The sequence below is a fragment of the Candidatus Saccharibacteria bacterium genome (assembly GCA_016700015.1).
Lineage (GTDB): Bacteria > Patescibacteriota > Saccharimonadia > Saccharimonadales > Saccharimonadaceae > Saccharimonas.
Map to the genome: position 1 here is coordinate 227,937 of CP064995.1, position 23,462 is coordinate 251,398.

28 protein-coding genes and 1 tRNA gene are annotated in these 23,462 nt (G+C 47.4%); 23 read left to right on the forward strand and 6 right to left on the reverse strand.

All coding sequences use genetic code 11. The features are described from left to right. Nucleotides 1-380: 380 nt before the first annotated feature. Together IPM09_01250 and IPM09_01255 are read right to left on the reverse strand one after the other, a co-directional pair. Nucleotides 381-454, reverse strand: a tRNA-Gln gene (locus IPM09_01250). 42 nt (nt 455-496) lie between these two features. Then, entirely contained in the window at nt 497-1,042 is a 546-nt protein-coding gene (locus IPM09_01255) for a VIT1/CCC1 transporter family protein (GenBank protein QQS22153.1), read from the reverse strand. A 65-nt stretch (nt 1,043-1,107) separates the two neighbouring features. On the opposite strand from IPM09_01255, the gene IPM09_01260 reads away from it, so the two are divergent. The 9 genes from IPM09_01260 to IPM09_01300 all read left to right on the forward strand — a co-directional run bounded on the left by IPM09_01260 (nt 1,108) and on the right by IPM09_01300 (nt 6,920). After that, complete coding sequence (locus IPM09_01260) at nt 1,108-1,431, forward strand: hypothetical protein (protein QQS22154.1); 324 nt, start codon at nt 1,108-1,110, stop codon at nt 1,429-1,431. An 80-nt stretch (nt 1,432-1,511) separates the two neighbouring features. Further along, nucleotides 1,512-2,231, forward strand: coding sequence for a hypothetical protein (locus IPM09_01265; GenBank protein ID QQS22155.1), 720 nt, complete (start codon nt 1,512-1,514; stop codon nt 2,229-2,231). Nucleotides 2,232-2,258: 27 nt separating this feature from the next. Continuing rightward, complete coding sequence (locus IPM09_01270) at nt 2,259-2,591, forward strand: succinylglutamate desuccinylase/aspartoacylase family protein (GenBank protein ID QQS22156.1); 333 nt, start codon at nt 2,259-2,261, stop codon at nt 2,589-2,591. A 2-nt stretch (nt 2,592-2,593) separates the two neighbouring features. Continuing rightward, a complete protein-coding gene (locus IPM09_01275) occupies nt 2,594-2,941 on the forward strand; it encodes a hypothetical protein (GenBank protein ID QQS22157.1) in 348 nt (115 codons plus the stop codon). 9 nt (nt 2,942-2,950) lie between these two features. After that, complete coding sequence (gene hisS, locus IPM09_01280) at nt 2,951-4,267, forward strand: histidine--tRNA ligase (GenBank protein ID QQS22158.1); 1,317 nt, start codon at nt 2,951-2,953, stop codon at nt 4,265-4,267. Nucleotides 4,268-4,366: 99 nt separating this feature from the next. Then, nucleotides 4,367-4,738, forward strand: a complete 372-nt coding sequence (locus IPM09_01285; protein ID QQS22159.1) for a hypothetical protein — start codon at nt 4,367-4,369, stop codon at nt 4,736-4,738. 53 nt (nt 4,739-4,791) lie between these two features. Beyond that, entirely contained in the window at nt 4,792-5,277 is a 486-nt protein-coding gene (locus IPM09_01290) for a phosphatase PAP2 family protein (GenBank protein ID QQS22160.1), read from the forward strand. 56 nt (nt 5,278-5,333) lie between these two features. Then, complete coding sequence (locus IPM09_01295; GenBank protein ID QQS22161.1) at nt 5,334-5,834, forward strand: hypothetical protein; 501 nt, start codon at nt 5,334-5,336, stop codon at nt 5,832-5,834. An 18-nt stretch (nt 5,835-5,852) separates the two neighbouring features. Next, a complete protein-coding gene (locus IPM09_01300; protein ID QQS22162.1) occupies nt 5,853-6,920 on the forward strand; it encodes a DNA recombination protein RmuC in 1,068 nt (355 codons plus the stop codon). A 39-nt stretch (nt 6,921-6,959) separates the two neighbouring features. Here IPM09_01300 and IPM09_01305 read toward each other — a convergent pair whose 3' ends face one another. Both IPM09_01305 and IPM09_01310 read right to left on the reverse strand, forming a co-directional pair. Then, nucleotides 6,960-7,211 carry a hypothetical protein gene (locus IPM09_01305; GenBank protein QQS22163.1) on the reverse strand — a complete coding sequence of 84 codons (252 nt, stop codon included), beginning with the start codon at nt 7,209-7,211 and terminating at the stop codon, nt 6,960-6,962. 106 nt (nt 7,212-7,317) lie between these two features. After that, nucleotides 7,318-8,214 carry an aquaporin gene (locus IPM09_01310; GenBank protein QQS22164.1) on the reverse strand — a complete coding sequence of 299 codons (897 nt, stop codon included), beginning with the start codon at nt 8,212-8,214 and terminating at the stop codon, nt 7,318-7,320. A gap of 86 nt (nt 8,215-8,300) precedes the next feature. Between IPM09_01310 and IPM09_01315 the strand changes: the two genes are divergently transcribed. From IPM09_01315 to IPM09_01380, 14 genes are all read left to right on the forward strand, one after another. Beyond that, a complete protein-coding gene (locus IPM09_01315; GenBank protein ID QQS22165.1) occupies nt 8,301-8,564 on the forward strand; it encodes a hypothetical protein in 264 nt (87 codons plus the stop codon). A 26-nt stretch (nt 8,565-8,590) separates the two neighbouring features. Further along, complete coding sequence (pheS, locus tag IPM09_01320; GenBank protein QQS22166.1) at nt 8,591-9,625, forward strand: phenylalanine--tRNA ligase subunit alpha; 1,035 nt, start codon at nt 8,591-8,593, stop codon at nt 9,623-9,625. 2 nt (nt 9,626-9,627) lie between these two features. Further along, on the forward strand, nt 9,628-9,957 hold the full coding sequence (locus IPM09_01325; GenBank protein QQS22167.1) for a hypothetical protein: 330 nt from the start codon (nt 9,628-9,630) through the stop codon (nt 9,955-9,957). Further along, a complete protein-coding gene (locus IPM09_01330; GenBank protein QQS22168.1) occupies nt 9,954-10,532 on the forward strand; it encodes an NYN domain-containing protein in 579 nt (192 codons plus the stop codon). Before IPM09_01325 ends, IPM09_01330 begins: the two co-directional genes overlap by 4 nt. Before the next feature lie 73 nt (nt 10,533-10,605). Next, nucleotides 10,606-13,086 (forward strand): phenylalanine--tRNA ligase subunit beta, encoded by a 2,481-nt coding sequence (gene pheT, locus IPM09_01335; GenBank protein QQS22169.1) that lies wholly within the window; start codon nt 10,606-10,608, stop codon nt 13,084-13,086. A gap of 46 nt (nt 13,087-13,132) precedes the next feature. Beyond that, nucleotides 13,133-13,981 carry a hypothetical protein gene (locus IPM09_01340; GenBank protein ID QQS22170.1) on the forward strand — a complete coding sequence of 283 codons (849 nt, stop codon included), beginning with the start codon at nt 13,133-13,135 and terminating at the stop codon, nt 13,979-13,981. 151 nt (nt 13,982-14,132) lie between these two features. Next, nucleotides 14,133-14,627 (forward strand): hypothetical protein, encoded by a 495-nt coding sequence (locus IPM09_01345; protein ID QQS22171.1) that lies wholly within the window; start codon nt 14,133-14,135, stop codon nt 14,625-14,627. A 21-nt stretch (nt 14,628-14,648) separates the two neighbouring features. Next, nucleotides 14,649-15,467, forward strand: coding sequence for a cellulose binding domain-containing protein (locus tag IPM09_01350; protein QQS22172.1), 819 nt, complete (start codon nt 14,649-14,651; stop codon nt 15,465-15,467). Then, on the forward strand, nt 15,467-16,636 hold the full coding sequence (locus IPM09_01355) for a signal peptidase I (protein QQS22173.1): 1,170 nt from the start codon (nt 15,467-15,469) through the stop codon (nt 16,634-16,636). Before IPM09_01350 ends, IPM09_01355 begins: the two co-directional genes overlap by 1 nt. An 8-nt stretch (nt 16,637-16,644) precedes the next feature. After that, nucleotides 16,645-17,805 (forward strand): DUF5305 domain-containing protein, encoded by a 1,161-nt coding sequence (locus IPM09_01360; GenBank protein ID QQS22174.1) that lies wholly within the window; start codon nt 16,645-16,647, stop codon nt 17,803-17,805. A 43-nt stretch (nt 17,806-17,848) separates the two neighbouring features. Further along, nucleotides 17,849-18,412 (forward strand): NAD(P)H-dependent oxidoreductase, encoded by a 564-nt coding sequence (locus tag IPM09_01365; GenBank protein QQS22175.1) that lies wholly within the window; start codon nt 17,849-17,851, stop codon nt 18,410-18,412. 92 nt (nt 18,413-18,504) lie between these two features. Continuing rightward, nucleotides 18,505-19,374, forward strand: coding sequence for a M48 family metalloprotease (locus IPM09_01370; protein QQS22176.1), 870 nt, complete (start codon nt 18,505-18,507; stop codon nt 19,372-19,374). A 38-nt stretch (nt 19,375-19,412) separates the two neighbouring features. Then, nucleotides 19,413-19,679: a hypothetical protein gene (locus tag IPM09_01375; protein ID QQS22177.1), complete on the forward strand. Its 267-nt coding sequence runs from the start codon at nt 19,413-19,415 to the stop codon at nt 19,677-19,679. A gap of 181 nt (nt 19,680-19,860) precedes the next feature. Next, the gene (locus tag IPM09_01380) at nt 19,861-21,642 is read left to right on the forward strand and encodes an ABC transporter ATP-binding protein (protein QQS22456.1); all 1,782 of its coding nucleotides are present in this window, start codon (nt 19,861-19,863) and stop codon (nt 21,640-21,642) included. Here IPM09_01380 and IPM09_01385 read toward each other — a convergent pair. Together IPM09_01385 and IPM09_01390 are read right to left on the reverse strand one after the other, a co-directional pair. Further along, nucleotides 21,639-22,172 (reverse strand): hypothetical protein, encoded by a 534-nt coding sequence (locus IPM09_01385; GenBank protein QQS22178.1) that lies wholly within the window; start codon nt 22,170-22,172, stop codon nt 21,639-21,641. The genes IPM09_01380 and IPM09_01385 overlap by 4 nt on opposite strands. Beyond that, nucleotides 22,166-23,428: a cytochrome ubiquinol oxidase subunit I gene (locus tag IPM09_01390; GenBank protein QQS22179.1), complete on the reverse strand. Its 1,263-nt coding sequence runs from the start codon at nt 23,426-23,428 to the stop codon at nt 22,166-22,168. Before IPM09_01390 ends, IPM09_01385 begins: the two co-directional genes overlap by 7 nt. Nucleotides 23,429-23,462 lie beyond the last annotated feature (34 nt).

Genomic DNA, 23,462 nt, shown 5'->3' on the forward strand with positions numbered 1-23,462 from the left:
ATTAGTTCTGACACCTTCTTCCATACTTCTATAGTAACAAATAAGAGCAACATTTTTATCGTGACTTCGGTATCGTTTTGCTTGCGAATATGATCGTACGTTTGAATACTGCGATGCTTTGCATGAGCAAAAGCGGTGGCTCAGATCTCCCTGGCCACGTAAAAACCGGCCACAAATACCGGACTTTACTTTGGCTGGGGATGAGGGATATCGGCTATGGCCTCCTCCGCTTGCTTGAGAAATGAGCAAGCTAATTTCTCAGCACTGCGCTCCGCCGAACCGCCCGATCCTTTTGCTCTGCAAAAGATGATCGAGGCTTCGGATACCCTATCTCGAGGAAAGTAAAATTCCGTAAACATAAATGCTTACGGAATTTTACTTGGCTGGGGATGAGGGATTCGAACCCCCGATCACGGGACCAGAACCCGTTGCCTTACCACTTGGCCAATCCCCATCAGGATTACCGTATATATTATACACTCAACCGAGGTGCGGCTCAAGCCCCAAGCAGGACGTGGATAATCCATCCAGCACTATAGCCGACAAAGATTATGCCAAGGCCGAGGAGCGCAATTTCGAGTGCGTCGCGCCACCTGGGCATATCGAGCAAATATGCGCGGTAGTAGCCAGCGATGATGAGGATCAAGACCGTGATAGTACAACTATAGAGAACGGCATGTGGGATGTTACCCATGAGAAAAATCGGGATGAGTGACACAACACTTATGACCATATACGACAAAAACTGCCAAAATGCCGGAACGAAGTAGCGCCTATAGGCGTGGCGCTTCTCGTGGCCGTCAAGTTCGTCGATATAGTGTTCACTGCTGTATTTCACCGATGCCGAGTTGTAACCATTAACAATGATGCTGACGATTGCGGTGGTGAGCAGGACATTGCGGTCCAGGCTTACGAATGACAAACCAGCAATAACACCAGCACCTATCGCAAACCCGCCTTCGATACCTTCAAATATCGACAAAAATCGCTCGGCACCGAATGGAATCCTATGTTTACGATTGGAGTGAAAAATACTGCGCATGACAATAGTATACCACTCATAAGTATGGTATTGACATGCACGCTTTACTTTGATAAAGTGAAAGTATGAAAGATGTTAATGACATTTGGAGTGAACCATTTTCCGCTGAGTTTGCAGAGAAATTGGTTGCTATCAACGAGAGTTCGCTAATGCGAGCATTTTTGCGTGATGTCATGACCGAGTCTGAGCTGAGAGAAATTGGCGCGCGACTGCGTGCGGCGCAAATGTTGAGCGAAGGCCAAACATACAAAGCTATTGTCTGTGAAACGAAGCTCTCAAGTCGCACAGTGGCACGTATTAGTGATTGGATGCAACGAGGGGCTGGCGGCTATACCGCTGTGCTAAGCGACATACACCATATACATAGCTCGCCAGCACGTGCTGAGTAGATTTGGTTTAATACCTCTTATACGCCAGCACGTCGCTGGCGTATTTGGGATATATCAAATGTAATCAATGGAGAAATAGTATGAAAACAGGAAAAATTATAGCGCCTAAAGAAGCAAGAATACGATACGACGAGATCATACCGACATACCAAGCTGCTTTTGCTGGCGAGCCATGGTATGAGGTCAGTAAGTGTACCGGCTGCATAACTGGGTTTTCGGCACAAGAACCCGGTACAAATTGCGATAGCTGCGGTGGTATGACAGAGGGGCCTGCATATAGCGACCAAGAACTGAGGGAACGGTTTGATATGCTCGCAGAGACGAGGCCGACGTATTGGTATGTAGAACAAGACGAGCAGGGACGAATGACACTCGCTGCACTTGCGTGGAAAGCAACCGTGGGTATGATCGCAAAAGAGAAGTATACGGATATTCCCGAAATGGCTGATTGGCTAAAAAAGAAGTATCAATTGAGCAAGGGTATTAGAAGCTCTACAACTAAATTGTCAGATAAGCCATCTATTGTGTGGATCGATGAAGTGTTTGCAAATCGTAGTATATCCCCGAGCAGAAATCTCGACAACTTTCGTGAAATGGTAGGGGGATTAGCAAGTCGGCTGGATGAGTATGATAATGTTGCATACCGAACCATCGCACCAGCTATGGTGAGGGTCGCACTCCGGGACTTCGATAGTGCGCGTGTCAGCGTGATGTGTGAAGATGTGCCTGATCGACGAAACTTTGTGGCGATATCCCTCGCCTATAGCGGGCCACGGACTACAGCGGATAAGGAGAAATAGGGTTATGAAAATACTTGTGCTAGGGGGATGCATGGTAATGAGACGCTAGGAATTGAGCTAGTAAAACTTATCCGGGATCGACCGGTAAAAAATGTCGACTATGCACTTCTTAATGAGAGGGCAGTTGCGGCTGATACTCGCTATATCGAGCGTGATTTGAATCGTTCATTTCCGGGAGATAAGAAAAGTGATGATTATGAAACGCGCCGTGCCGCTGAAGTTCTTGCCATGTGTAATGGGTACGATGTGGTTCTTGATTTTCACAATACGATGTGTCCGGACAACGACTGCTCATTTGTCGGTGATACATGTAATAAATTGCTGTATAATGTGGCGTCAGAGCTGGGGTACCGCGCGTGATTGTGGCTGACTACGACTGTCTCAATAAATACACCCCAAACTGTATTTCAATCGAAATTAGCTTCTCGAGCACTGATTGTGATGCGAGGGTATGGTATGACAAGATAGCTCAGCTTGCACAGCTGCGAAAGGTACCGCCCGCAAACGATATTACGACCTATCGTTTCGTATATCGCATGACGCTCGAGGACAAGCAGCGGCTCAACTTAGCGGCGCAGAAGATGCGCGCATTTGTGCCAATTCCGGTTGAGCTTGCAAATGCAATGAGCGTTCGGAGTCCAGCGTACCCTATTTTTATTGGCGATGGTTTGACGCCGTATAACTATGGCGGTCTTCTGAATAAGTTATAATGAAAGGCAATGAAAATGAATACTACAACACCCCGAATCCCGAGTGGATTCAATGAGTATCTGCCGGCGGAGCAGATAGAGTTCAATCGCTTACTTGATATCATCGGCTCCACCTATGAGAAGTATGGTTTTGCTCCGCTCGACACACCCGTGCTAGAGCTGAGTGAAGTACTGCTTGCAAAAGGTGGGGGCGAGACCGAGCAGCAAGTATATCGATTTGAGCGTGGCCGCAATGACTTGACGATGCGTTATGATCTCACTGTGCCGCTGGCTCGCTATGTAGCGCAGAATCAGGGCGTATTAGCATTTCCATTTCGGCGCTATCAGATAGGCAAAGTCTATCGTGCTGAGCGTGCGCAGGCAGGTCGCTTTAGGGAATTCTATCAGTGTGATATCGACACCATAGGCAGTGACAGTCCAGTTGTCGATGCCGAATTTCCAGCGATTATCAACGAGATTTTTGAGCGGTTTGGATTTGGTGATTTTACTATACGAATAAATAACCGAATGGTGCTCAATGGGTTTTTTGAAGGCATCGGACTAGCTGATGTTTCAAAAGAAGTCCTCCGGATTATCGACAAGATGGAGAAAATATCTGCCCAAGAGTTGCGCGATGAACTTATAAGTCTAGGTTTGAACGCTCAGCAAATCGACCAACTCCTCGCTTTTACCTCTCTTACGGGGACAAACGATGAGATCTTAGCGAGTCTTGGGGCTTTTCGTGTTCAGAATGACACCTACTCCGTAGGAGTTGCAAAGCTCCGTATGCTCATAGACACATTACGATTGATGAATGTACCTGAGAGGCGATTTGTGATTGACCTGCGGATTGCGCGCGGGCTGGATTATTATACGGGGACTGTCTATGAGACACTACTCAATAAGTACCCGGGTGTTGGTAGTGTCTGTAGTGGCGGTCGATATGACAATCTCGCAAGCAATTATATGAAGACGACTTTGCCGGGAGTAGGTATCTCGATTGGTCTCACGCGATTGTTTTACAAGCTGATGGAAGTCGGTGTCATCCAACCTACAAAACAGTCGCTAGCAGATGTTGTCGTTATGCCAATGACCCTCAACCAGCTACCTGATGCACTTGCTACCTCTGCCGCGCTCCGTGAAGCGGGCTTAGCAGTCATCGATTATACTGAGCCGAATGATCTTAGGAAGAAGTATAAATATGTCGACAAAATGGGATGTCGCTATGCGGTGCTGATTGGTGAAGATGAAATTGCAAAGGGTATTATTTCACTGAAGGATATGCAGAGCGGCGAGTCGAGCCCGCTGACACTTCCACAACTACTCAAGGTGTTGACTGCTGTTTAGTAATGTTGCAAAAACTACTTTCTTTTCACGCCTTTTCACGATGTATAGTGAAAAGCACAAGCAACATAACACTTGCTGTAAAAGAGAAAGGGGAAGAACATGAAGCTATCGACAAAAACTGTCGCCAGGCTTCTGGTGGTCACTGCAGTCGCAGCGGCCGTACCAGGCATTAGCCAAGTGACCATTCCTAAAAAACAACGTGAATCTAGGTTTGATAAATTATTAGCTACTCACGATCGCAGAGGTGAATTAAGGGCTCACATACTTGGGATGTCGGCTCATGAATTTAAGCAGCTTCGTCGTAAACTGTCTTTTGAGGCAATTATTAGGCGTGCTGGTATGCATTCTAAGCGAGATTTTCGACTGGCGCTGCTGGGCTATCTTCGCAATGAGCTCCTCCAAAGGGGATGGAGCAGGACTAGGATTGACACATATGTCCTCACTCGCGCACCTCGAATGATATCAGCCTAGCTCTTTTCTAAATTTTATAGGCATTGCTTTATATAATAGAGTATACTGTCGGTATGGAGCTTATTGTTAAACTATTGGCTGACGGCTTAATGGTACCGATTGTTCTACTTGCCGGGTATGCGTTGCTTCGGCGCATACGAAGAGGTTCGATTTATGATATATATACCCATATTTTTATGGCCGGCATTACGTCGTATATTGTAGCAAAATTCGTCGGCGCTCTGTGGCAGCCGGAGCTAAGGCGTCCATTTGAAGAGCTTGGTAGCAAAGCGGGTGCGGCCTATCTCAATAACCCTGGCTTTCCATCGGATCATACACTATTCGCCGGGTTTTTGACTCTGGCAGTTTGGTATGCCACTAAAAACCGTAAACTTACTATCGCTATGGCCGTCCTAAGCCTGCTGGTTGCAATTGGCCGCGTATTGGCGCTGGTACATACGCCACTCGATGTCACGGGTGGTTTTGTGTTTGCTGGTGTGGGGGCGCTATGGTATGTTGGGCATGCCACTCATGCTAAAGCCAGCAAAAACAAAGACTAGCAAGAAACGCAACTTGATAGTACAATAACTTACAGAAATAACGAGGAAACTTGCGAGTGAATAAACATGTTGATGCACAAGAGTCGAGGTCTTTGGGTCTCCCGGCTGTTGTTGATATGAAAGTTGCTGGGCTTATGCGCGTGTTTTTGTGCGGTGTACTTGTTGGTATTCTTGTCGCGGTCAGTGCGGTAGTGATGGATCGGTATGTGTTTAGTGCAGTGCTTTGTCGACCGCAGGCTGCAAGTGATTGTAGTCAAGCCCCTCTCTATGCCATGATTGTAGCAATGGTCATCGGGTCGATTGCGGGTGTCGCCGGCCTGGTGCGGATGCGAATTTATCGTCCACTGCTCGTCGTTTTGGCTGGAACACTTTCGCTTTGGGGCATCGTCTCACTTGTCATGGATATGCATTGGGTTTTGGTTGTGCTGGTGATGGGATTATTATTCGGACTTGTCTATGCATTGTATGCGTGGGTGTCTCGGCTGCGGTCATTTGTATTGGCGGCGGTTGTTGCGGTTGTGGCAATAGTCGTGATTAGACTCGCGCTCGTAGCGTAAGCACGATATACTAGGAATATGGAACAAACACTTATCATCGGGCTGCTAGTTGTTGTGTGTGTGGGGATGGCTGTATTGCTATTGATCATCTTACAGCGCTTCAACGAACTTCGCCGTAGCAGCGCAGTTGAACTTATGAAAGCCGATGTTACTGAGCTGACAAGGAGCATCACATCATTACAGCAGACGATGGGCGATAAACTCGACCAGAGTAGCCGTGGCATGCAGGTTTCAGTGCAAAAGCAGCTGAGCGAAAGTGCTAAGCTAGTAGCTGATGTTACTCAAAGACTTGCGAAACTAGACGAGACGAATCGTCGTGTTGTCGATGTAGCCGACGAGCTAAAGACGCTTCAGAACGTGTTGCAAAACCCCAAGCAACGGGGAGTATTTGGCGAATATTATTTAAACAGCGTGCTCGAGAATGTATTGCCACCTGGGCAATTTCAACTGCAATACAAATTTTCTGATGGCGAAATAGTTGATGCAGTGATTTTCTTGGAAAAGGGACTGGTTCTGCCTATCGATAGCAAATTTAGCCTAGAAAATTATAATCGCATGATAGAAGCAAGCGGCACTGAACGACAGGCCTACTTGCAAAAAGTGAAGCTAGACCTCAAGGGTAGGATTGATGAAACAAGCAAATACATTCGACCGGCTGAAGGTACAATGGATTTTGCGTTTATGTTTATCCCTAGCGAATCGCTCTACTACGACCTACTCATCAATAATGTCGGTACTGGGGGTAGTTCACGCGATCTTATAGAATACGCGTTTCGGGAAAAGCGGGTGATTATAACCAGCCCGACAAGCTTTATGGCGTACCTTCAAACTGTATTGCAAGGGCTAAGGAGTTTGCAGATTGAGCAGCAAGCCAAGGACATACAGGTGCGGGTGGGGAAGCTAGGGCAGCATATTGGCAAATTTGACGAATACATGCATAAACTTGGGAGCGCGCTTGGCACAACTGTCAACCACTACAATGCTGCGCATAAAGAGCTGGGTAAAGTCGATAAGGACATTGTGAAAATTGCTGGTAGTGAAACCGGTGTTGACCCCGTATTGCTTGATAAGCCAACTATCGAATAGTGATAACCCCCACTTGCACCTAACAAGCGGGGGTGAAATTCACGACAGCGCGTGAATGATTTTAAACCGAAGCGCCAAAGCGTCAGAAGCGTTCTGGCACGTTTTACCCCGCCGTGTGAAACTGAGGTAGTGTAGTGCCTCAAGTACTGCGTCAACATCGCCGCGCTGGAAGCCGCCGTAGAGCGCAAACAGCTGCGTGCGCGCGTCTGAGCAGTGAAAATCTGCGTTCGGTCGATGAGCAAGCTCTTCGACCTCCGCACCCAGGTACTCGGGAATAACAGTGCTACCCATTTACTCCTCTTTTCTCTTGGCTTAGTATCATTATAGAACATTTATTACTAAAAATCAAATACCACCGCTTTCGACAAGCGGTGGTATAGGTAAGAGCCTCGTTCAGCTAGTCGTTGCGGCGAGCGCCGGCGACGAGCAGATACAAGTTACCGCCGAGTGCAGCACCGATCAGCGTGCCAAGCACCACTTCGAGGCTAAGACGGCTGTATTGCTTTTCATCTTTATTGGCACGTGTTCCAGTGAAGCTTGCGTCGCTTGCTTCGGTTGATGCAAGTGCAACCGCTGGGTTAACGGTAGGGCCAGTAACACGGAAAGCGTGCTGGATATCACCCACAGCTGCCCATTTAGATGTATCGTAGTTGCTACGAACGCTCGCAAGCAAGCTTGTACCAACAACCACAGCGACCATGAGCGAGAGACCGACGCCGAAGGCTTTGCCGACGACACTTAACTCGCGACGGCTAACAGCAGCAGCTAGACCGAACATGAAGACGGCTGCAGCGATGAGTTCGACGCCAAATACGCCCCAGTCGAGCGAACCAATATGGTCGAAGTTAAGTTTTACATTTCCACTTGATAGCCAGTTCATTACAATCACGGCAAGCATAGCACCGAGGAATTGTGCGCCCCAGTAAAATGGTACGAGCACAGTCTTGAGTCGGCGCATAGCCCACAGACCGAATGTAACAGCTGGGTTAACATGTGAGCCAGAAACAGCGCCAACTGTCAGCACAAGTACCGTCAATGCTAGTCCGACATAAAGAGCGCCGGTTTCTTTCACCGATAGCAAGGCAACAACTGTCAGAATGAATGTGCCTACAAGTTCGGCAAAAACAATGTTAACGATGTTGTTTGGTAGTACGCTAGCGCGTGAGCGAACTGACGTAGCTACTGTTTTTACAGCAGGCTTTGGTTCAGCTTTCACTGTTCGTATGGTTGTTTTGGCTGCGGCCGGCTTACGGGCGGGCGCTTTTTTGGTAGAAGCGGCTTTTCTAGTAGCCATTGGTATATTCCCTCCTTTAATTGAAATATGAGTTCATTATACCATAGTCCCTACGCTTGCAAGGGTGTCTGCTATAATGACACTATATGGGACGATATATAGAACAAACTGAATCACGCAGTGAACTACAGCAAAAAATCGCCGCTGACTTGCGGGCAAAAGCTGTCGCCAAGGCAAAACAGGAAGGTGCTGCTGCTGATGCGGGCTACTATGCTGCGCCAGATGGTGTTGACGACTCGGCATATATAAAGGGTACAAAAACCACTACAACGCTCGCACCGGCGTGGGTGATTATCACGTTCATGGCGATCGCCGTCTTCGCTTTCTTCGTCTATCAAGTCAACAAATAGCAGGCTAAAGTGATACAATACTACTAATGATAGACATCGAAACATTATCTTCAGAGTTGCTCGCGCGGGTGGCAAATTCTGTCACGCCAGCAGAAGTTTTACGTGACAGTAAGCTCGTATCGCTCTACGGCGAAATTCCAAAACTACCCACTGATAAGCGTGCTGAATTTGGCAAGAAGATTAATGAGTTAAAGAAAGCGCTGGAGGCGGCGATTGTTGCACGGAAAGATGAACTAAGCTTCGTAGAATTACCAGCAATTGATGTCACTGCGCCCATGGACTATAACGCCACAATACCTCAGGCATTACCGAGCAACGAGGGTTCGCAGCATCCTCTCACTAAAGAGATGGAAGTAATTTCCGATATTTTCAATCGCATGGGCTTTGTGACCGAGGAATCGCGCGAGATTGACGACCAGTATCATATGTTCGAGACGCTAAACTTTCCCAAAGGTCATCCGGCGCGTGACGACTACGACACCTTCATGACGGTTGAAACCGACGCCGATGGTGACCCGCTGATTGCACCGGCCCATACGAGCACCATGCAAAACCGCGTGCTCGAAAAATATAGAGATAATCTCGAGCGTGGTGAGGCGATTGCCGCTATTGTGCCGGACCGTACCTTTCGAAACGAAGACCTCGATGCCAGGCATGAGCACACGTTTTACCAAGTTGAAGGAGTGTATGTTGACAAAGGTGTGCATGCCGGTATGTTGATTGCGACGCTGCAGAAATTTCTTGAAGCATACTATGGTAAGCAACTTGAAGTTCGGGTTAACCCTTTTTACTTTCCATTCACCGAGCCTAGCTTTGAGTTTGCACTCAGTTGTCCGTTCTGCGACGATGGCTGTAATGTGTGTAGTCATAGTAAGTGGATCGAGCTTCTGGGCTGTGGGATGATTCACCCGAATGTGCTCCGCGCAGCCGGTATCGACCCAGCCGTTTACACTGGTTTTGCTTTTGGCTGTGGTATCGATCGCCTCGTCATGATGAAACATCAGATCGAAGATGTACGACATTTTGAGAGTGGTAAGCTAAACTTTTTGAGGCAGTTTTAGTGGTGAGTCAGCGGATTAAGATTGTTACCTTTGTCCCCGTAGTAGCAGCCGACGGAGTGCGGCAAGCACTTGGTGAAGCTGGTGCTGGGCAGATCGGTAATTATCACTTCTGTAGCTATTCGATCAGTGGATTTGGCAGATTTTTGCCTGTCGATGGCGCAAACCCAACAAGCGGTACAGTTGGCGAGCTGAGCATCGAGCCCGAGGAGCGCATCGAAGTCGTCTGTGACCGAGCCGACGCCAAGCGTATCATCGCCGCCATGAAGCAGGTGCATCCGTATGAAGAAGTGGCATATGATGTCTACCGACTCCTCGATGAGGACGAATTATGAACAAGAAGCCAGTTGTCTACGCCTTCATCGACAGCCAAAACCTCAATCTCGGCGTGCAATCCCATGGGTGGAAACTTGATTTCAAAAAGTTTCGCCTTTATTTGAAAAATAAATATAGTGTCGAAGAAGCTTATTTATTCATCGGTCTTGTACCTGGTAACGAGAAGCTGTATTCAAGTTTATCGTCGGCAGGTTACAAGCTGGTATTTAAGCCAACAGTTCAATATATCGAAAATGGCAGTGTGAGCATGAAGGGCAATGTTGATGCCGAGCTAGTACTTTACGCCGCTGCAAAAGTATATGACGAATATGACAAGGCGATTGTTGTCAGTGGCGACGGTGACTTTACTTGTCTACACGACTATTTGATAGAAAAACGCAAGCTCTTGCATGTGATGGTGCCAAATCGGCGTTTCTCAAAACTGCTACGTTCACAGCTCAAATATATTGTGCAGATTGATCAGCTCAGAACCAAGTTTGCCTACAAACCACATAAAAACCAGCCCGTGCGGTCGGTCGAAACCTTAGGCAGGGCTGGCAAAACGTCGAGGAGTAGCGGTCGGTCGAAACCTTAGGCCTGCCACGACATGGTGATGATATAAATATGGTAGCAAATATAGTTAAAAAAGTCAATAATAGGAAGCAGCTATGAAAGTTAGTCTCAATACCATCAAACAATATATTGATTTTGAGCTGCCACCAGTCGACGAGTTAGTGGCGCAGATCAATAGCCAGCTCGGTGGTGTTGAGGAAGTGATTGATTTTGGTGCGAAATATAAAGACGCAAAAATTGTCAAAGTTGTTGAGTGTGAGAAGCATCCGAATGCCGACAAATTGAGTGTCTGCAAGATCGACGCTGGGACGGGTGAGCTGATCACGGTCGTCTGTGGTGCACCAAACGTTCATACTGACATGTGGGCAGTATGGTTGCCGCCGGAGTCAGTTGTGCCCAGTACCTATGACGATAATGAGCCGTTTCGGTTGACTGCACGCGAACTACGCGGTGTCACCAGCAACGGCATGCTCGCGGCGGGTGACGAATTAGACATTAACAATGATCATAATGGCATCATTGAACTCGATGTCGATGAATGGCGACCCTACGCGATAGAAATCAAGTCCGGTACGAGCTTTGCTGCTGCCTATGGCCTTGATGATATAATCATCGATATTGAAAACAAAATGTTTACCCATAGGCCTGACTGTTTTGGACAGCTTGGCGTGGCACGTGAAGTCGCTGGCATTACCGGACGGCAATTCACTAGTCCTTCGTGGTATAAGGTTTTACCTGAATTTAACAGAGGTGATGTCCAAGAGCTTCGCGTAGAAAATAATGCATCGGCTGTGGTGCCACGCTTCATGGCAGTACTCGTAAAAGATGTCGTAGTGAAGGCAAGCCCACTGTGGTTGCAGTGTGAGCTGGTGCGGCTCGGCAGTAAGCCCATTAATAATATTGTTGATGTGACGAACTATATCATGTTACTAACAGGCCAGCCGACACATGCCTATGACTACGACAAATTGCGTGGCCAGGCGCTCATTGCCCGGATGGCGAACGAGGGTGAAACGATCACGCTACTCAACAATAAAACGTATGAATTGACGCCGGACGATATTGTTATCGCGGATGCTGAGGGGCCGGTAGGTCTGGCAGGGATTATGGGTGGACGCGATAGTGAAGTCAGCGATACGACGACGAATGTTGTGCTAGAATGCGCCACGTTTGATATGTATGCCGTGCGCCGTAGTAGTATGCGACACGGTGTATTCACCGACGCATTGACACGGTTTAATAAAGGTCAATCACCACTCCAAAACCCCTATATTCTAAGCCTACTACTCTCATCTCTTTACGACGTGGCGGGTGGCAGACAGGCTAGTGATATCTATGACGTAGGAACTACGTCACAAGCATTGCCAGCTGTGAAAGCGAGCGTAGAATTCATCAATTCACGGCTTGGGTTGCAACTATCAACCGACGAAGTGATGAAGTTGTTACAGTGTGTTGAAATTGATGTTTCGCGCGCGTCGGATCAATCAACAGAGCTTTCGATTGTTCCGCCATTTTGGCGCACAGACATTGAGCAGCCCGAAGATGTTGTTGAAGAAGTAGGGCGGCTACATGGCTTCGATAAATTACCACGTGAACTACCCCGTCGACTAGCATCACCTGCGGCAAAGAATACGCGTCGTGTTCTTAAGCAAAGGGTTCGCGATAGTTTAACACGTGCTGGCGCCAACGAAGTGTTGAGCTATAGTTTCGTGCACGAAAATGTCATGAAACGAGCTGGTCAGAACACGGACTACGCTTTTCGGCTCAGTAATGCGCTCAGTCCTGATTTGCAATTTTATCGCCTCAGCGTTTTACCAAGCTTACTAGACAAGGTTCATATGAACACCAAGCTCGGCTATGATGAGTTTGTGTTGTTTGAAATTGGTAAGGGCCACAATAAGCACGCTCATGCCGCTGATGATGGCGGGCTTCCAAAAGAACCTGAGTATATTGATATGGTGTATGCATGTAAGACAGAAAAGCAAGGAGCTGCCTATTTTGTCATGCGCCAGTTTGCCGAGCGGTTGATGCGAGACCTAAAACTCGCTGCTGAGTTTCGACCATCAATCGATGCGATTGATGGTGTAGTTAGCGCACCATTTGAACCATCGCGCAGCGCAACGATTGCGTTAGCTGACGGTAATATACTGGGGATTGTCGGCGAGCTAAAACAGACGGTAAAAAAAGCCTTCAAATTACCAGCCGCTACGGCTGCAGCTAGTTTTGATCTTGCGGCTCTTCAAGCAGCGGTCGATCAAAAAACAAACGGCTATGTTCCGCTCAGTAAATATCCAACAATAACCCAAGATATTTCGCTCAAAGTCGGGTGTGAGGTAAGTTATAGCACGATCGAAGCAATTGTCAGGGAGGCGCTGGCTGCACAGCTGATTGGTGTATTGATGAGGGTTGAGCCAGTCAGCATTTATCAGTCGCCGGACGATATGGAAAATAAAACCATCACTCTTCACATCGAATGTACGAGCTACGAGAAAACTTTGACTGACGATACCATCAATGCAGCAATGGAACATGTAGCAAAACAGGCGGCCAGTCGTAGCGGCGCCATACGAATATAACCACTAGCTTTTGATTCTTCAGCTCGACCAGTATACACTACTAATCATGACACTAGAGCGATGCACGCCGTACGTGGGAATTAGCGGAATAGCTGATCCTGTTCAGCAGTCTCGTTATGAAAAAGCATGGAGCGAAGCGGGTCTTAGTGGTGTACGTAATCTACTTCTGGGTGTTAAAGCTGTGCACAATACGCAGTGGTGTGATGTGCCAAATAAATATGGCAGCAATTGGTATCCGGTAGGGGAGGATGCTTTTTACAGAGCATTGTGGCCTAGGTATTTATCAAACGATGACGAGATGGGGGTAGCCCAAATGTATCTTGACCCAGCTACTATCCATGATGACCCCTCCTACCCAGAGCGTTTTGTTGAGCGAGTGATGGTGCGTGGGCAAGACTGGCTGACTCATATTCAGTTCGATATGTTGCCGTTTCACGAACCGGACAGCGAGAATTGGGGCGAACTTATTCAGCGAATTAGAGGCAACGGTGTGGGGGTAATAATGCAATGTCATCAGCCGGCAATGCAACTGGGAATAAACGCTGCGCTCGACAAGCTTCGTCGTCTACCGCCGCTTGACTATATACTGTTTGACGCTTCTCATGGAACGGGCAAACGACTTAGTGCTGATGCGCTGCTTCCATTCCTTGAAGCAGCCTATAACGACAAAGATTTAGCGGCAAGCGGCACGAATTTCGGTATCGCCGGCGGACTAGAAAGCCAGGTCATACACGACGCTATGCCTGCTGTCATCCGTTATTTCCCTGATATTAGTTGGGATGCAGAAGGCCGTTTGCATAATCCGTGGCAAGGCGAGGCAACAACACGAGGTCTGCTGAACGATCAAGCTGTGACGGATTATTTACACGCTTCGGGTAAGGTGGTTAACCGGTAACGTCCAGTCAGAGATAGGTATGAATCAACTAGCTAAAAACAACACCTAGTAGGCTGACGCCAGTGGTTCTGTATAAGAACATATTGGAACATCGGTCGCACTGGTGTATGCTATAACTATATAACCACTAACATAAAGGAATACAGGGAATATGAAAAACAAAATTTTAATTGCCGCAATTGCCGTGGTTGTACTTGCGTCTGTAGCCTATGCTGCCTTTGCGCAGAATCTCCAGATTAATGGTACCGGTACGGCAACGGGTGACTGGAACGTGAAAATAACCGGCATTACTAGGACTTCAGGAACGGGTGTTACAGAAGCTTCAGGCCCATCATTCACAGATACATCAGCTACCTTTAGTACGAATCTGCAGTATCCTGGCGCGACGGCAACTTACTCTGTGGTAATTGAAAACCAAGGGAATATTGCTGCACAGTTGAGTACAATTACAAACCTTACTACAATCAATTCGGCAGCTCCTACCTATATTACCTACGCCGTGAATGGTGTCACGCAGGGAAGTACACTTGCTGCAGGCGCTACCGCTACAGCTACTGTCACAGTGACGTGGGATGCGGCTGCAACAGGTACAACCGGCGCAAATAAAACAGCACAAATCGACTTTAACTACATCCAGAGCACCTAGTAGACGCTACTAAGGGACGGGGTGGCCACTATTCGCACACTAGCAACATGGCGTGGTACACTATGGCGTGATATCGCGCTGATTGCTGTACTACCACTCCTATTTGTTAGCACGAGCTACGCACTATACACCCAAAAACTCACCGTGAATGGGACGGGAAGTGGGGTGACGTACACCAGCTCGCAAGGACTATTTGTTAGCTATACAAAGACGGTTGTACAAGCAGGTGCAAACTGGAACTACTCCATCGCTTTTATTGTTAAAAATAATGGCACGAGCGCTATTGGGAGCTGGCAGGTTGGATTTACGATGCCGACAGGCAGCACGTCGCTGGTTTGTGCGAGTAGTGTCACTTGCTCGGCGGCTGGTATGGCAGTTACAGCTTATAGTACGGCGACAAACAAGACGATTAACGCTGGTGCGCAAAGGACATTTACGGTTACGTTTACAGCTACGGTTGCAAATGCTGTCTTGCAGAATCTCTCGGTCGCCGGGTATTATGCCAATACGTACCAGACCATCCCTGGGCTTACGGTGTCGAATACTAGAGGTACACGCACGAAGTCGGGTCAGTGGTATTATTGGCCGTATAATTTTACTGTTACCAACAATTCAACTATTGCCATCAGTGCTTGGCGGATTACGGCGACATGGAGCAGCACGACCAATCGCGTACAATCCATGGCAACAACGGTAAACTACACGACAAGCGCAACTCAACTTACTATAACCAGTAAAACTGCAGTTGCCAAAAATAGCACGTTCAACTTTACGGGCTCGCTGGGCTCTACGAGCACCACATGGGTATTGAGCGGTATCGTGATACAGGGGATGCCGTAATGTGGTGGCGAACTCTGCGTGTTGTTCGTCCGACTGCGTGGATGATTCTCGTAGCTGTACTGACCGCAACGACACTCACGGTCTGGTTGCGAGTGGCTCAGATTGTGCCGATTGCATGGATCACCTATACTATCCAGCCTCTTCTGCTCGTCGTAATTGCTAGTTGGTCACTGCTTGCCACGCGTGGTCGTAGTAACCGAGCGCGGCATCAATCAGACAAAGCAATAATTGTCGGTAGCGCTGTGGCCATGTGGTTTGTACTTCAATTTGTTAGCGGTATAGTTTTCACCTATACAAGGAATGCGCTGGCAGCAGATGGCAAGAGCATAGCGCTTAATATTTTGGCCTATAGCATTGTTGCAATTGCAATCGAAATAACTCGCTCGCGACTCATTATGCTTGTCGGACGTCGGAATGCCGTGTGGTTTGGAATGATTGTGACAATAGTGCTTGCGCTTCCCTATATGAATTTAGGACAGGCGGTTGAATTGACGTCAGCGGAACGAGTGGTCAAGATGATATTTATCGACGTCGTACCTTCACTGATGATGAGTACCGTGTTAACATTTTTGGCAGTAGCTGCAGGGTTTGCTTCACAACTTACCTTCAGGCTCGGCATTGTTGCTGCGACTATATTGCCACCGATCTTGCCAAAATATGACTGGTATTTGATCGCCATGTCGTCGATGCTTGTCTGTGTAGCAGTATATTTAGTAATAGATCGCAGCAGCCGCCCTCATGTTAATCACCGGGCACATCGCATCTCGCAGGTAAGGATTGCCTATGAGATTATGGCGTACAGTACAATTGTTGCACTAATATTATTTATGACAGGCATTTTTGCCTATCGACCGATGGCTATCGTCTCCAATAGTATGAAACCGGTCTTCAGTAGAGGTGCGATGATAGTTGTGCAGCAAGTGCCTGCTGTGGACATAAGCACAGGCGATATAGTACAATATCAGGGACCAGGAAGAATGGTGACGCACCGTGTTATAGCGATAGACTATGATCCTTCGGGCACAGGTGAGCGAATATTTATCACCAAAGGTGATAATAGCCCGAGCCAAGACCCAGTTGTGCGTGCGGAGCAAATCATCGGCGTTGTGAAGTTTAGTATTCCTTACATCGGATATCCAACAGTATGGTTAAGAGAATTTTCGGTTTAGGTGGGTAAATGAAAAACACATTTGAGCAACAGCAATATAATCGTCGATTGCGTATCATGACCACAAGCGGGATTGTTTTGTTATGCTTTGCTTTGGGTGTTGCTGTCGGGCTTTGGTATCAAAAAAATTCCGGAGCAACTGTAAGTGCGCCTTATCACTACTCGGTATCGCAATCTATCAGCAATGCGGTGTTGTACCATCAGAATAGCTTTTATGGAACAGACGACGTAATAGATAATACTGCCTTTGTAGCTCCACTTACCAATGAGATCCGCACACAATTTCATTATCAATATAGTGGCACAAAAAGTGCGGCGCTCGAGTATCGTTTTGGTGTTGCAGCGCTCATTCGGGGGACCTATGCGCTATCGGGGAAAGAAGAAGAGTCGGCAAATGTTTGGACGAAGCAGTATGAGCTCATAGCGCCTATTACTAAGCAAATCAATGGCACAAATTTTGTGATTGATCAACCGATCACAATCCCCTATGAACAGTATCGTATATTGATCGATCAGTACCGCTCAGCGCTACAGGTACCAGTGGACGGTGAAGCAATCATTTCGATTGTCGTTAGCGTAAAAGGTGTGATTGACGGCACTCCGTTTGATGACACTAAGACGTCAACTATCGCGCTACCTTTAACGAGGCAAATATACCAGCCGGCAACCAAATATGAAAAAAATAGTAGTAAAGATATTACGACAGCGTCGAGCCGAGCGACGCAGGCTGGTGTAAGCCAACTCCTACTAGTCACTTCAGTCGTGTTTACAGCGCTTGGGGTAGCTCTGATTGTCTTCGCAATGCGACGAAGGATTTTCCGCACGTCCTACCAAAAAGAACTCGATAAAATTTATCGCTACCATGAAGGAATAATTGTACGCGCCCGCGAACACCCAGATTTGTCGGGTAAGCGAATTGTTGCGGTCAAGAGCTTTGATGATATTCTGAACCTCGAAGAAGAAGTAAAGGCGCCAATCGTCAGTAGTGAGGCTGGCGAGCATGCAACAAGGTTCATGATCATAAAGGATGACGTGGTATATATGTACCTACTTGGTAGTTTATCAACGACGGATGACGAAGTGCTAAGGGAGATTCAAGATGCTTTCGACGAGAAGACAGAAGTAGCAAAAAAGCCATTAGCAAGGACTGTTCACCGCAAAGTACAGTAATATCTTCAGAAAACGACGGCCACAGTAACTAAACGGAGAGTATATGAAAACAATACTAGTAGTAACCGGCAGTGTACGCCCGCGTAGTGCGAATGCGAATGTCGTACCCGAAGTGGTGAATGCGCTCACCAAGCAAGGTGTGGGTGTGAATATTGCCGACCTTGCTGTACTCGCGATGCCCTTTTTTGATGCACAGGTTCCACCGAGTGATCCCAGCTTTGCTCCTGAGCACGAATCTGTGAAACAGTGGACGAAAATGGTAGTCGATGCTGACGGTGTGGTACTTGTGACGCCCGAATACAATCATACAATGAGCCCCGTACAACTCAATGCGATTGACTGGATAGGAAAAGAGTGGGAACGTAAGCCAGTTGCACTTGTTGGCTATGGGTGGCGCAGTGGCGCTACGCAGGCGCACGCCACCGCCCGTGAAGCCTTGGCTGTCAATCTGAAAGCACGAGTCGGTGATAGCCAAGCTAATCTGTATTTCATGAAAGAGCTCAACGCAGATGGTACAGTTGCAGACCGAGAAGCATTTGAGCGAAAAGTAGATGCGGCGCTTAACGAATTACTTGAATTATGCGATACAAACAAGAGCGCACTGTAGCCAATGCGGGGTGCTAGGACTTGAACGCGATATCTTCAATTTTGTGAGGTTTATCACACATCTTCCAGGCAATATATCGTATACTAACTCTCATGAAGAATATAGCAAAGACAACAGTTCTATTGGCGATACTCACAGCGGTGTTTATGGGTGTTGGCTATGCGATAGGGGGACAAAATGGCATGTGGGTTGCCCTTGCATTTGCCACTGTAGCTAATTTTGCGATGTATTGGTGGAGCGGCGATATGGTACTTCGTATGCAAGGAGCCATTCTGCTTGATACAACGAGCCATGCATCCATAGCGCAGATGGTGGCGGAATTGGCACAAAAGGACAACCTTCCAATGCCTCGATTGTTTTATATCGATACGCCGATCCCAAACGCTTTTGCTACGGGTCGCAATCAATCTCATGCTGTTGTAGCCGTAACGCGGGGCATTACCGAATTGCTAAGTGATAGCGAGCTGAAAGCTGTTATAGGGCACGAACTTGGGCATGTGAAGCACGGCGACATGTTGATTAGTACAGTTGCGGCCTCACTGGGTGGTGCAATTAGCGGGCTTGCTCAAATGGCATTCTTTTTCGGCGGCAACGAAGAAAATCGCAATCCATTTGCGTCTCTTGTCGTACTGTTGCTGGCTCCATTTGTGGCGATGTTGATCCAACTAGCAATCAGCCGAGGTCGAGAGTTCGATGCTGATGAGCATGGAGCGGAGTTGCTTGGAAACGGTGAAGCACTTGCTAGCGCCCTTTTGAAACTGGAGTCGGTCAGGCCGGCTCTCGGGGATTATCAGCCGACTCCTAACGATAAAGCGATCAACCACCTCATGTTTGCAAATATGTTCAGTCTGCAAGGACTCGGGGCATTATTTAGCACGCATCCGCCAGCAGAAGCAAGAATTGCTAGGCTAAAAGAATGGGGAAACACAGCTAAGGGTTCAGGTGTCAAAAAAACTCATTAGATTGTCTTTACCAAAAACAAGAGTATAATTCATGCCATATGGAAGTTCCCGCATCACTCCAAATTCGAATAGCGAAACATATCATGCGGCTTGCTCAGTTGTCTGATGGAAACGAAGCAATACTGAAAGATCTATATGAGGTTTGTGTTGTTATCAATGACTGCGTCCAAGACGAGTATTCAATTGCGCGAGACCTTATGGAGTATATCGAGGAGTGTTGGAAAATGGCTGCAGGGCGGGGCGATGAACGGTGGCGTGATGAACTTCTCGAAACCTTGCAGGACGATATAGATCGTGAAGACTAAAGTCGTAGTATAATGCGTATATGTCCTTTGTCATTCAATACAATACGCTAAGTATCTTGGTATCGCCATCATGGGCTTTGCCTCGTGCGGTTTACATGACCACACAAATACCGTTATTGTTTATATTCGGCGTAGCTATTATTGCGGTGAGTATTACTATCATCGCAGGATGCGGAAGATAGTGCGCCCACTGCGTACCATAATTAGTTATACTAGCCATTTGCGGGCGTATATGGTTGCTGTTGCGGTTCTGGCGGTATTTACGTCGCTTATGGCGTTTGTGCCACCGTTTGTTATTAAGCTTGTGACCGACTGGGTAGTGCACATATCACAAGGAACCACGATGTTTAGCTGGCAACAATTAGGGGCATACGCGCTGGTGCTGATTGGTGTTGCGGTGCTAAGCGCAGTGATCGCAGACATCAACGGCTATTTAGGAGATCAGTTATCAATCCGTGCTCGTCATCAATTGTCGACGGCCTACTATGGACACTTACTAAAGTTGCCACAGCAGTATTATGACAATGAAATTAGCGGCAAGATTATAAATCGACTTAGTAGGGCGATAACTGACATTACCAACTTTTTGCAATTCTTCTCGAACAATCTTCTCCAGATGCTACTTACCACTATCCTGACACTATTTGTTTTATTGTGGTATAGCTGGGGGTTGGCATTGTTGTTTGCGGTGCTCATTCCGGCAAATTTGTATCTGACGGCAAAAACAAGTGGTAAATGGCAAGCACTTGAAAAACAAAAGAATCACCATTTCGATATTGCGAGCGGTCGATTTGCGGAGGTAATCGCACAAGTACGCTTAGTAAAAAGTTTTGTTACTGAAAAACGGGAGTTCCGCTTTTTTGACAATGAAGTAAAACAAATGATTGGTCTCACCGCAGACCAGTCGCGGCACTGGCACATGATGAATTTCCTGCGCGGTCTGGTATTTGGTATCATTCGCGCTCTCAGCCTTATTCTCATATTCTATCTTGCTGCTAATAAGCAATTAACAATCGGTGATATTGCAATGCTCGTGGTTCTTATTCAGCAGGCGAGCATGCCGCTCAATGGTCTTAGTTTCTTTGTCGATAGTTATCAGCGAGCAGTTGCAAATAGCAAGGACTATATTGACGCCATGAATGAGCCAATCGAGCCTGACGATAGTGCGCGGAAGAAATTGGCTATAACAACAGCCCGCGTCGATTTTCGTGATGTTAGTTTTGGGTATAATACGCAACACCATGTTCTTGATGGGGTGAGTTTTTCAATCCTGCCGGGTCAAAAGTTGGCATTAGTTGGTGAATCGGGTGGCGGCAAAACGACGATTTCAAATCTACTCATGGGACTTTATGTGCCACAACAGGGAGCGATTCTTATTGATGGACAAGCAACTGACACTATTCGACGGCGCGACCTGCGGCAATCGATAGCCACTGTATTTCAAGACGCCTCGCTTTTTAGCGGAACGATACGAGAAAACATTGCCTATGCGAAACCGGGTGCAAGTGATAAAGAAATATTTGCTGCCGCCAAAGTAGCTAACGCGCTAGGATTCATCAACAAACTCGACAAAGGACTTAACACCGAGATTGGCGAGCGTGGCATAAAGTTGAGTGGTGGCCAAAAACAGCGACTTGCTATCGCCCGCGCCGTGTTGAAAGATGCACCAATCTTAATTCTCGATGAGGCAACCAGTAGTCTGGATAGTCGGGCTGAACACGAAGTGCAAGAGGCACTTAATCGACTCATGCAGGGGCGAACAGTGCTTATTATTGCTCATCGACTTAGCACAATTGCTGGCGTTGATGTAATAGTGACACTAAAAGACGGTCGTGTCGACGAAGTCGGTACGCCCGCAAGGCTTGCTATGACAAATGGTATCTACGGTCAGCTTTTGGCGCTTCAGATGGGCACTACTGAAGCCGCAAAGAAGAAATTAGCCGAGTACGAAATCACCAGTTAGGGATGACGGTTAATCTGTTTTAGCGCGAAACGGTAAACGGCAACAATCGGTATGAGCGATATAGCAAGGATTGGCATGCCAAGCCATAGTACCAGCTCCATATTAGCTGTATCGGGCACGAACTGTCTCTCGATAATTGCCGGAACAATAATAGCCAGCGCCCAGAGCAGTGAGATCACGCCCAGAAGATAGGTGGTAAGTAATAATCCATAAAGGACTCGCAACTTGCGGGATGTATAGAAAATGACCAAATACAGTGAGCCGCGGAGCAAGATCGAAACAGTGAGCAGGGCAATTGGCCACCACAGCGCGCCGCCAATATGAACCAGCAGACCACTAAATGTGATCATGAACTGTGCATATGCAAAAACGAGAAGGGTATGTGTGACCTCAGTCGATGCTTGGACAAATATAAGATTACGCCCAGCTGGTTTCTGTGTAATGCGCAGTGTTAGCCATATTTCAAGCACACTAAAGAAGAGATAAATAATAACCGGCACGAGAATAAGGCAATAAAGCACGGCTACCACGACTGTTTCTCCTCGCTACGCCAGCGCCGTGTCGTATAGACCAGAGCATACGTAGTTGTGAGCCCGAGGAGTACAAACAGTACTATAAATAGGTACTGAGTGCGATGAATATTGGCGCCTAGCGTATACGCAGACTCTGTGCTGAGTTTGCCGACGACTGTCCAGGTTTGACGACCGAATTCTGTGATAAGCCAACCGAGTTCAAGCATGACGAATCCGATACTACTGAAAGGGACTAGTACAATGCGTAGCCATCGCGGCTGTTTGTGAATTCGCCATCCATACCATACGACGAGCAATATAATAGCGCATGAGAGCCCGACAAGGATCATTTTGATGTCGAACATCGTATGCACAACTAAGAAAGGCCATTGGTCACGAGGAATTTCATTAAGACCTTGCACTTTTGTATCAGTGGACCATCCTACCAGCCAACTAAGGACACCTGGCAATACAATACCACCCGTTGCTTTGCCACTATCATCAATCATGCCGCCAATTCGCAGAGGAGCATTTGTCTGAGTGTTGTCTAGAATTTCAATTGCAGCTAATTTGTGCGGCTGAGTCGATGCGAGTAATACCGCGGATTGATGTCCCAGCACGGCGAGCGCGATAAGTAGTAGCCCGGCAATAACACCAAGCTGCAGCATAACAGACTGCAAGAATTTTTGCGCTACTAGCGTTTGTTTTTTTAGACTCCGCCACGCGATATAGCCAAGCACCAAAACAGTCGTGGAGAATAGGTAGCTGGCAACAGAGTGCATTACTTCATTGGCGGTTGTAGCGGTAAATATCGCTTCGGGGTTATTCATGTAGGCGTTCACCGACGTAATAAAGAATGCGGAACCAATCGTGCCGATGCTAATTGGTAGTCCGATCCAAAAATGCTTTATGCTGCCGATTGTATTTAACGTGCCTAAGTACCAGCTTAGGAACACCGCTTCAATGAGGAACATATAGCCCTCAAGCTGAAAAAGAACACCCACGCTAGGGCGCACGTGATCAAGAAAAGGTGCCCACAGTGTCGACAACTGAAGCGCAACTGCAGTTCCGGTGAAAACGCCGGCAACTACAAATACGGCAGCCCAAAGCGCCAGTAGGCGTGTTAGCCGTCGGTACTCATGGCTTTTGTGTCTCCAAGCCTGCCATTCAAAATAGCTCATTAGTACCGGCAAGCCGATAGAAATGGTGACAATAATGATATGTACAGCAAGAGTATGTCCGATGAGCTCGCGTCCAGCTGAGAGGGCATCCATGGGATATATTCGCTTTCTTCTTTATGCTTATGGC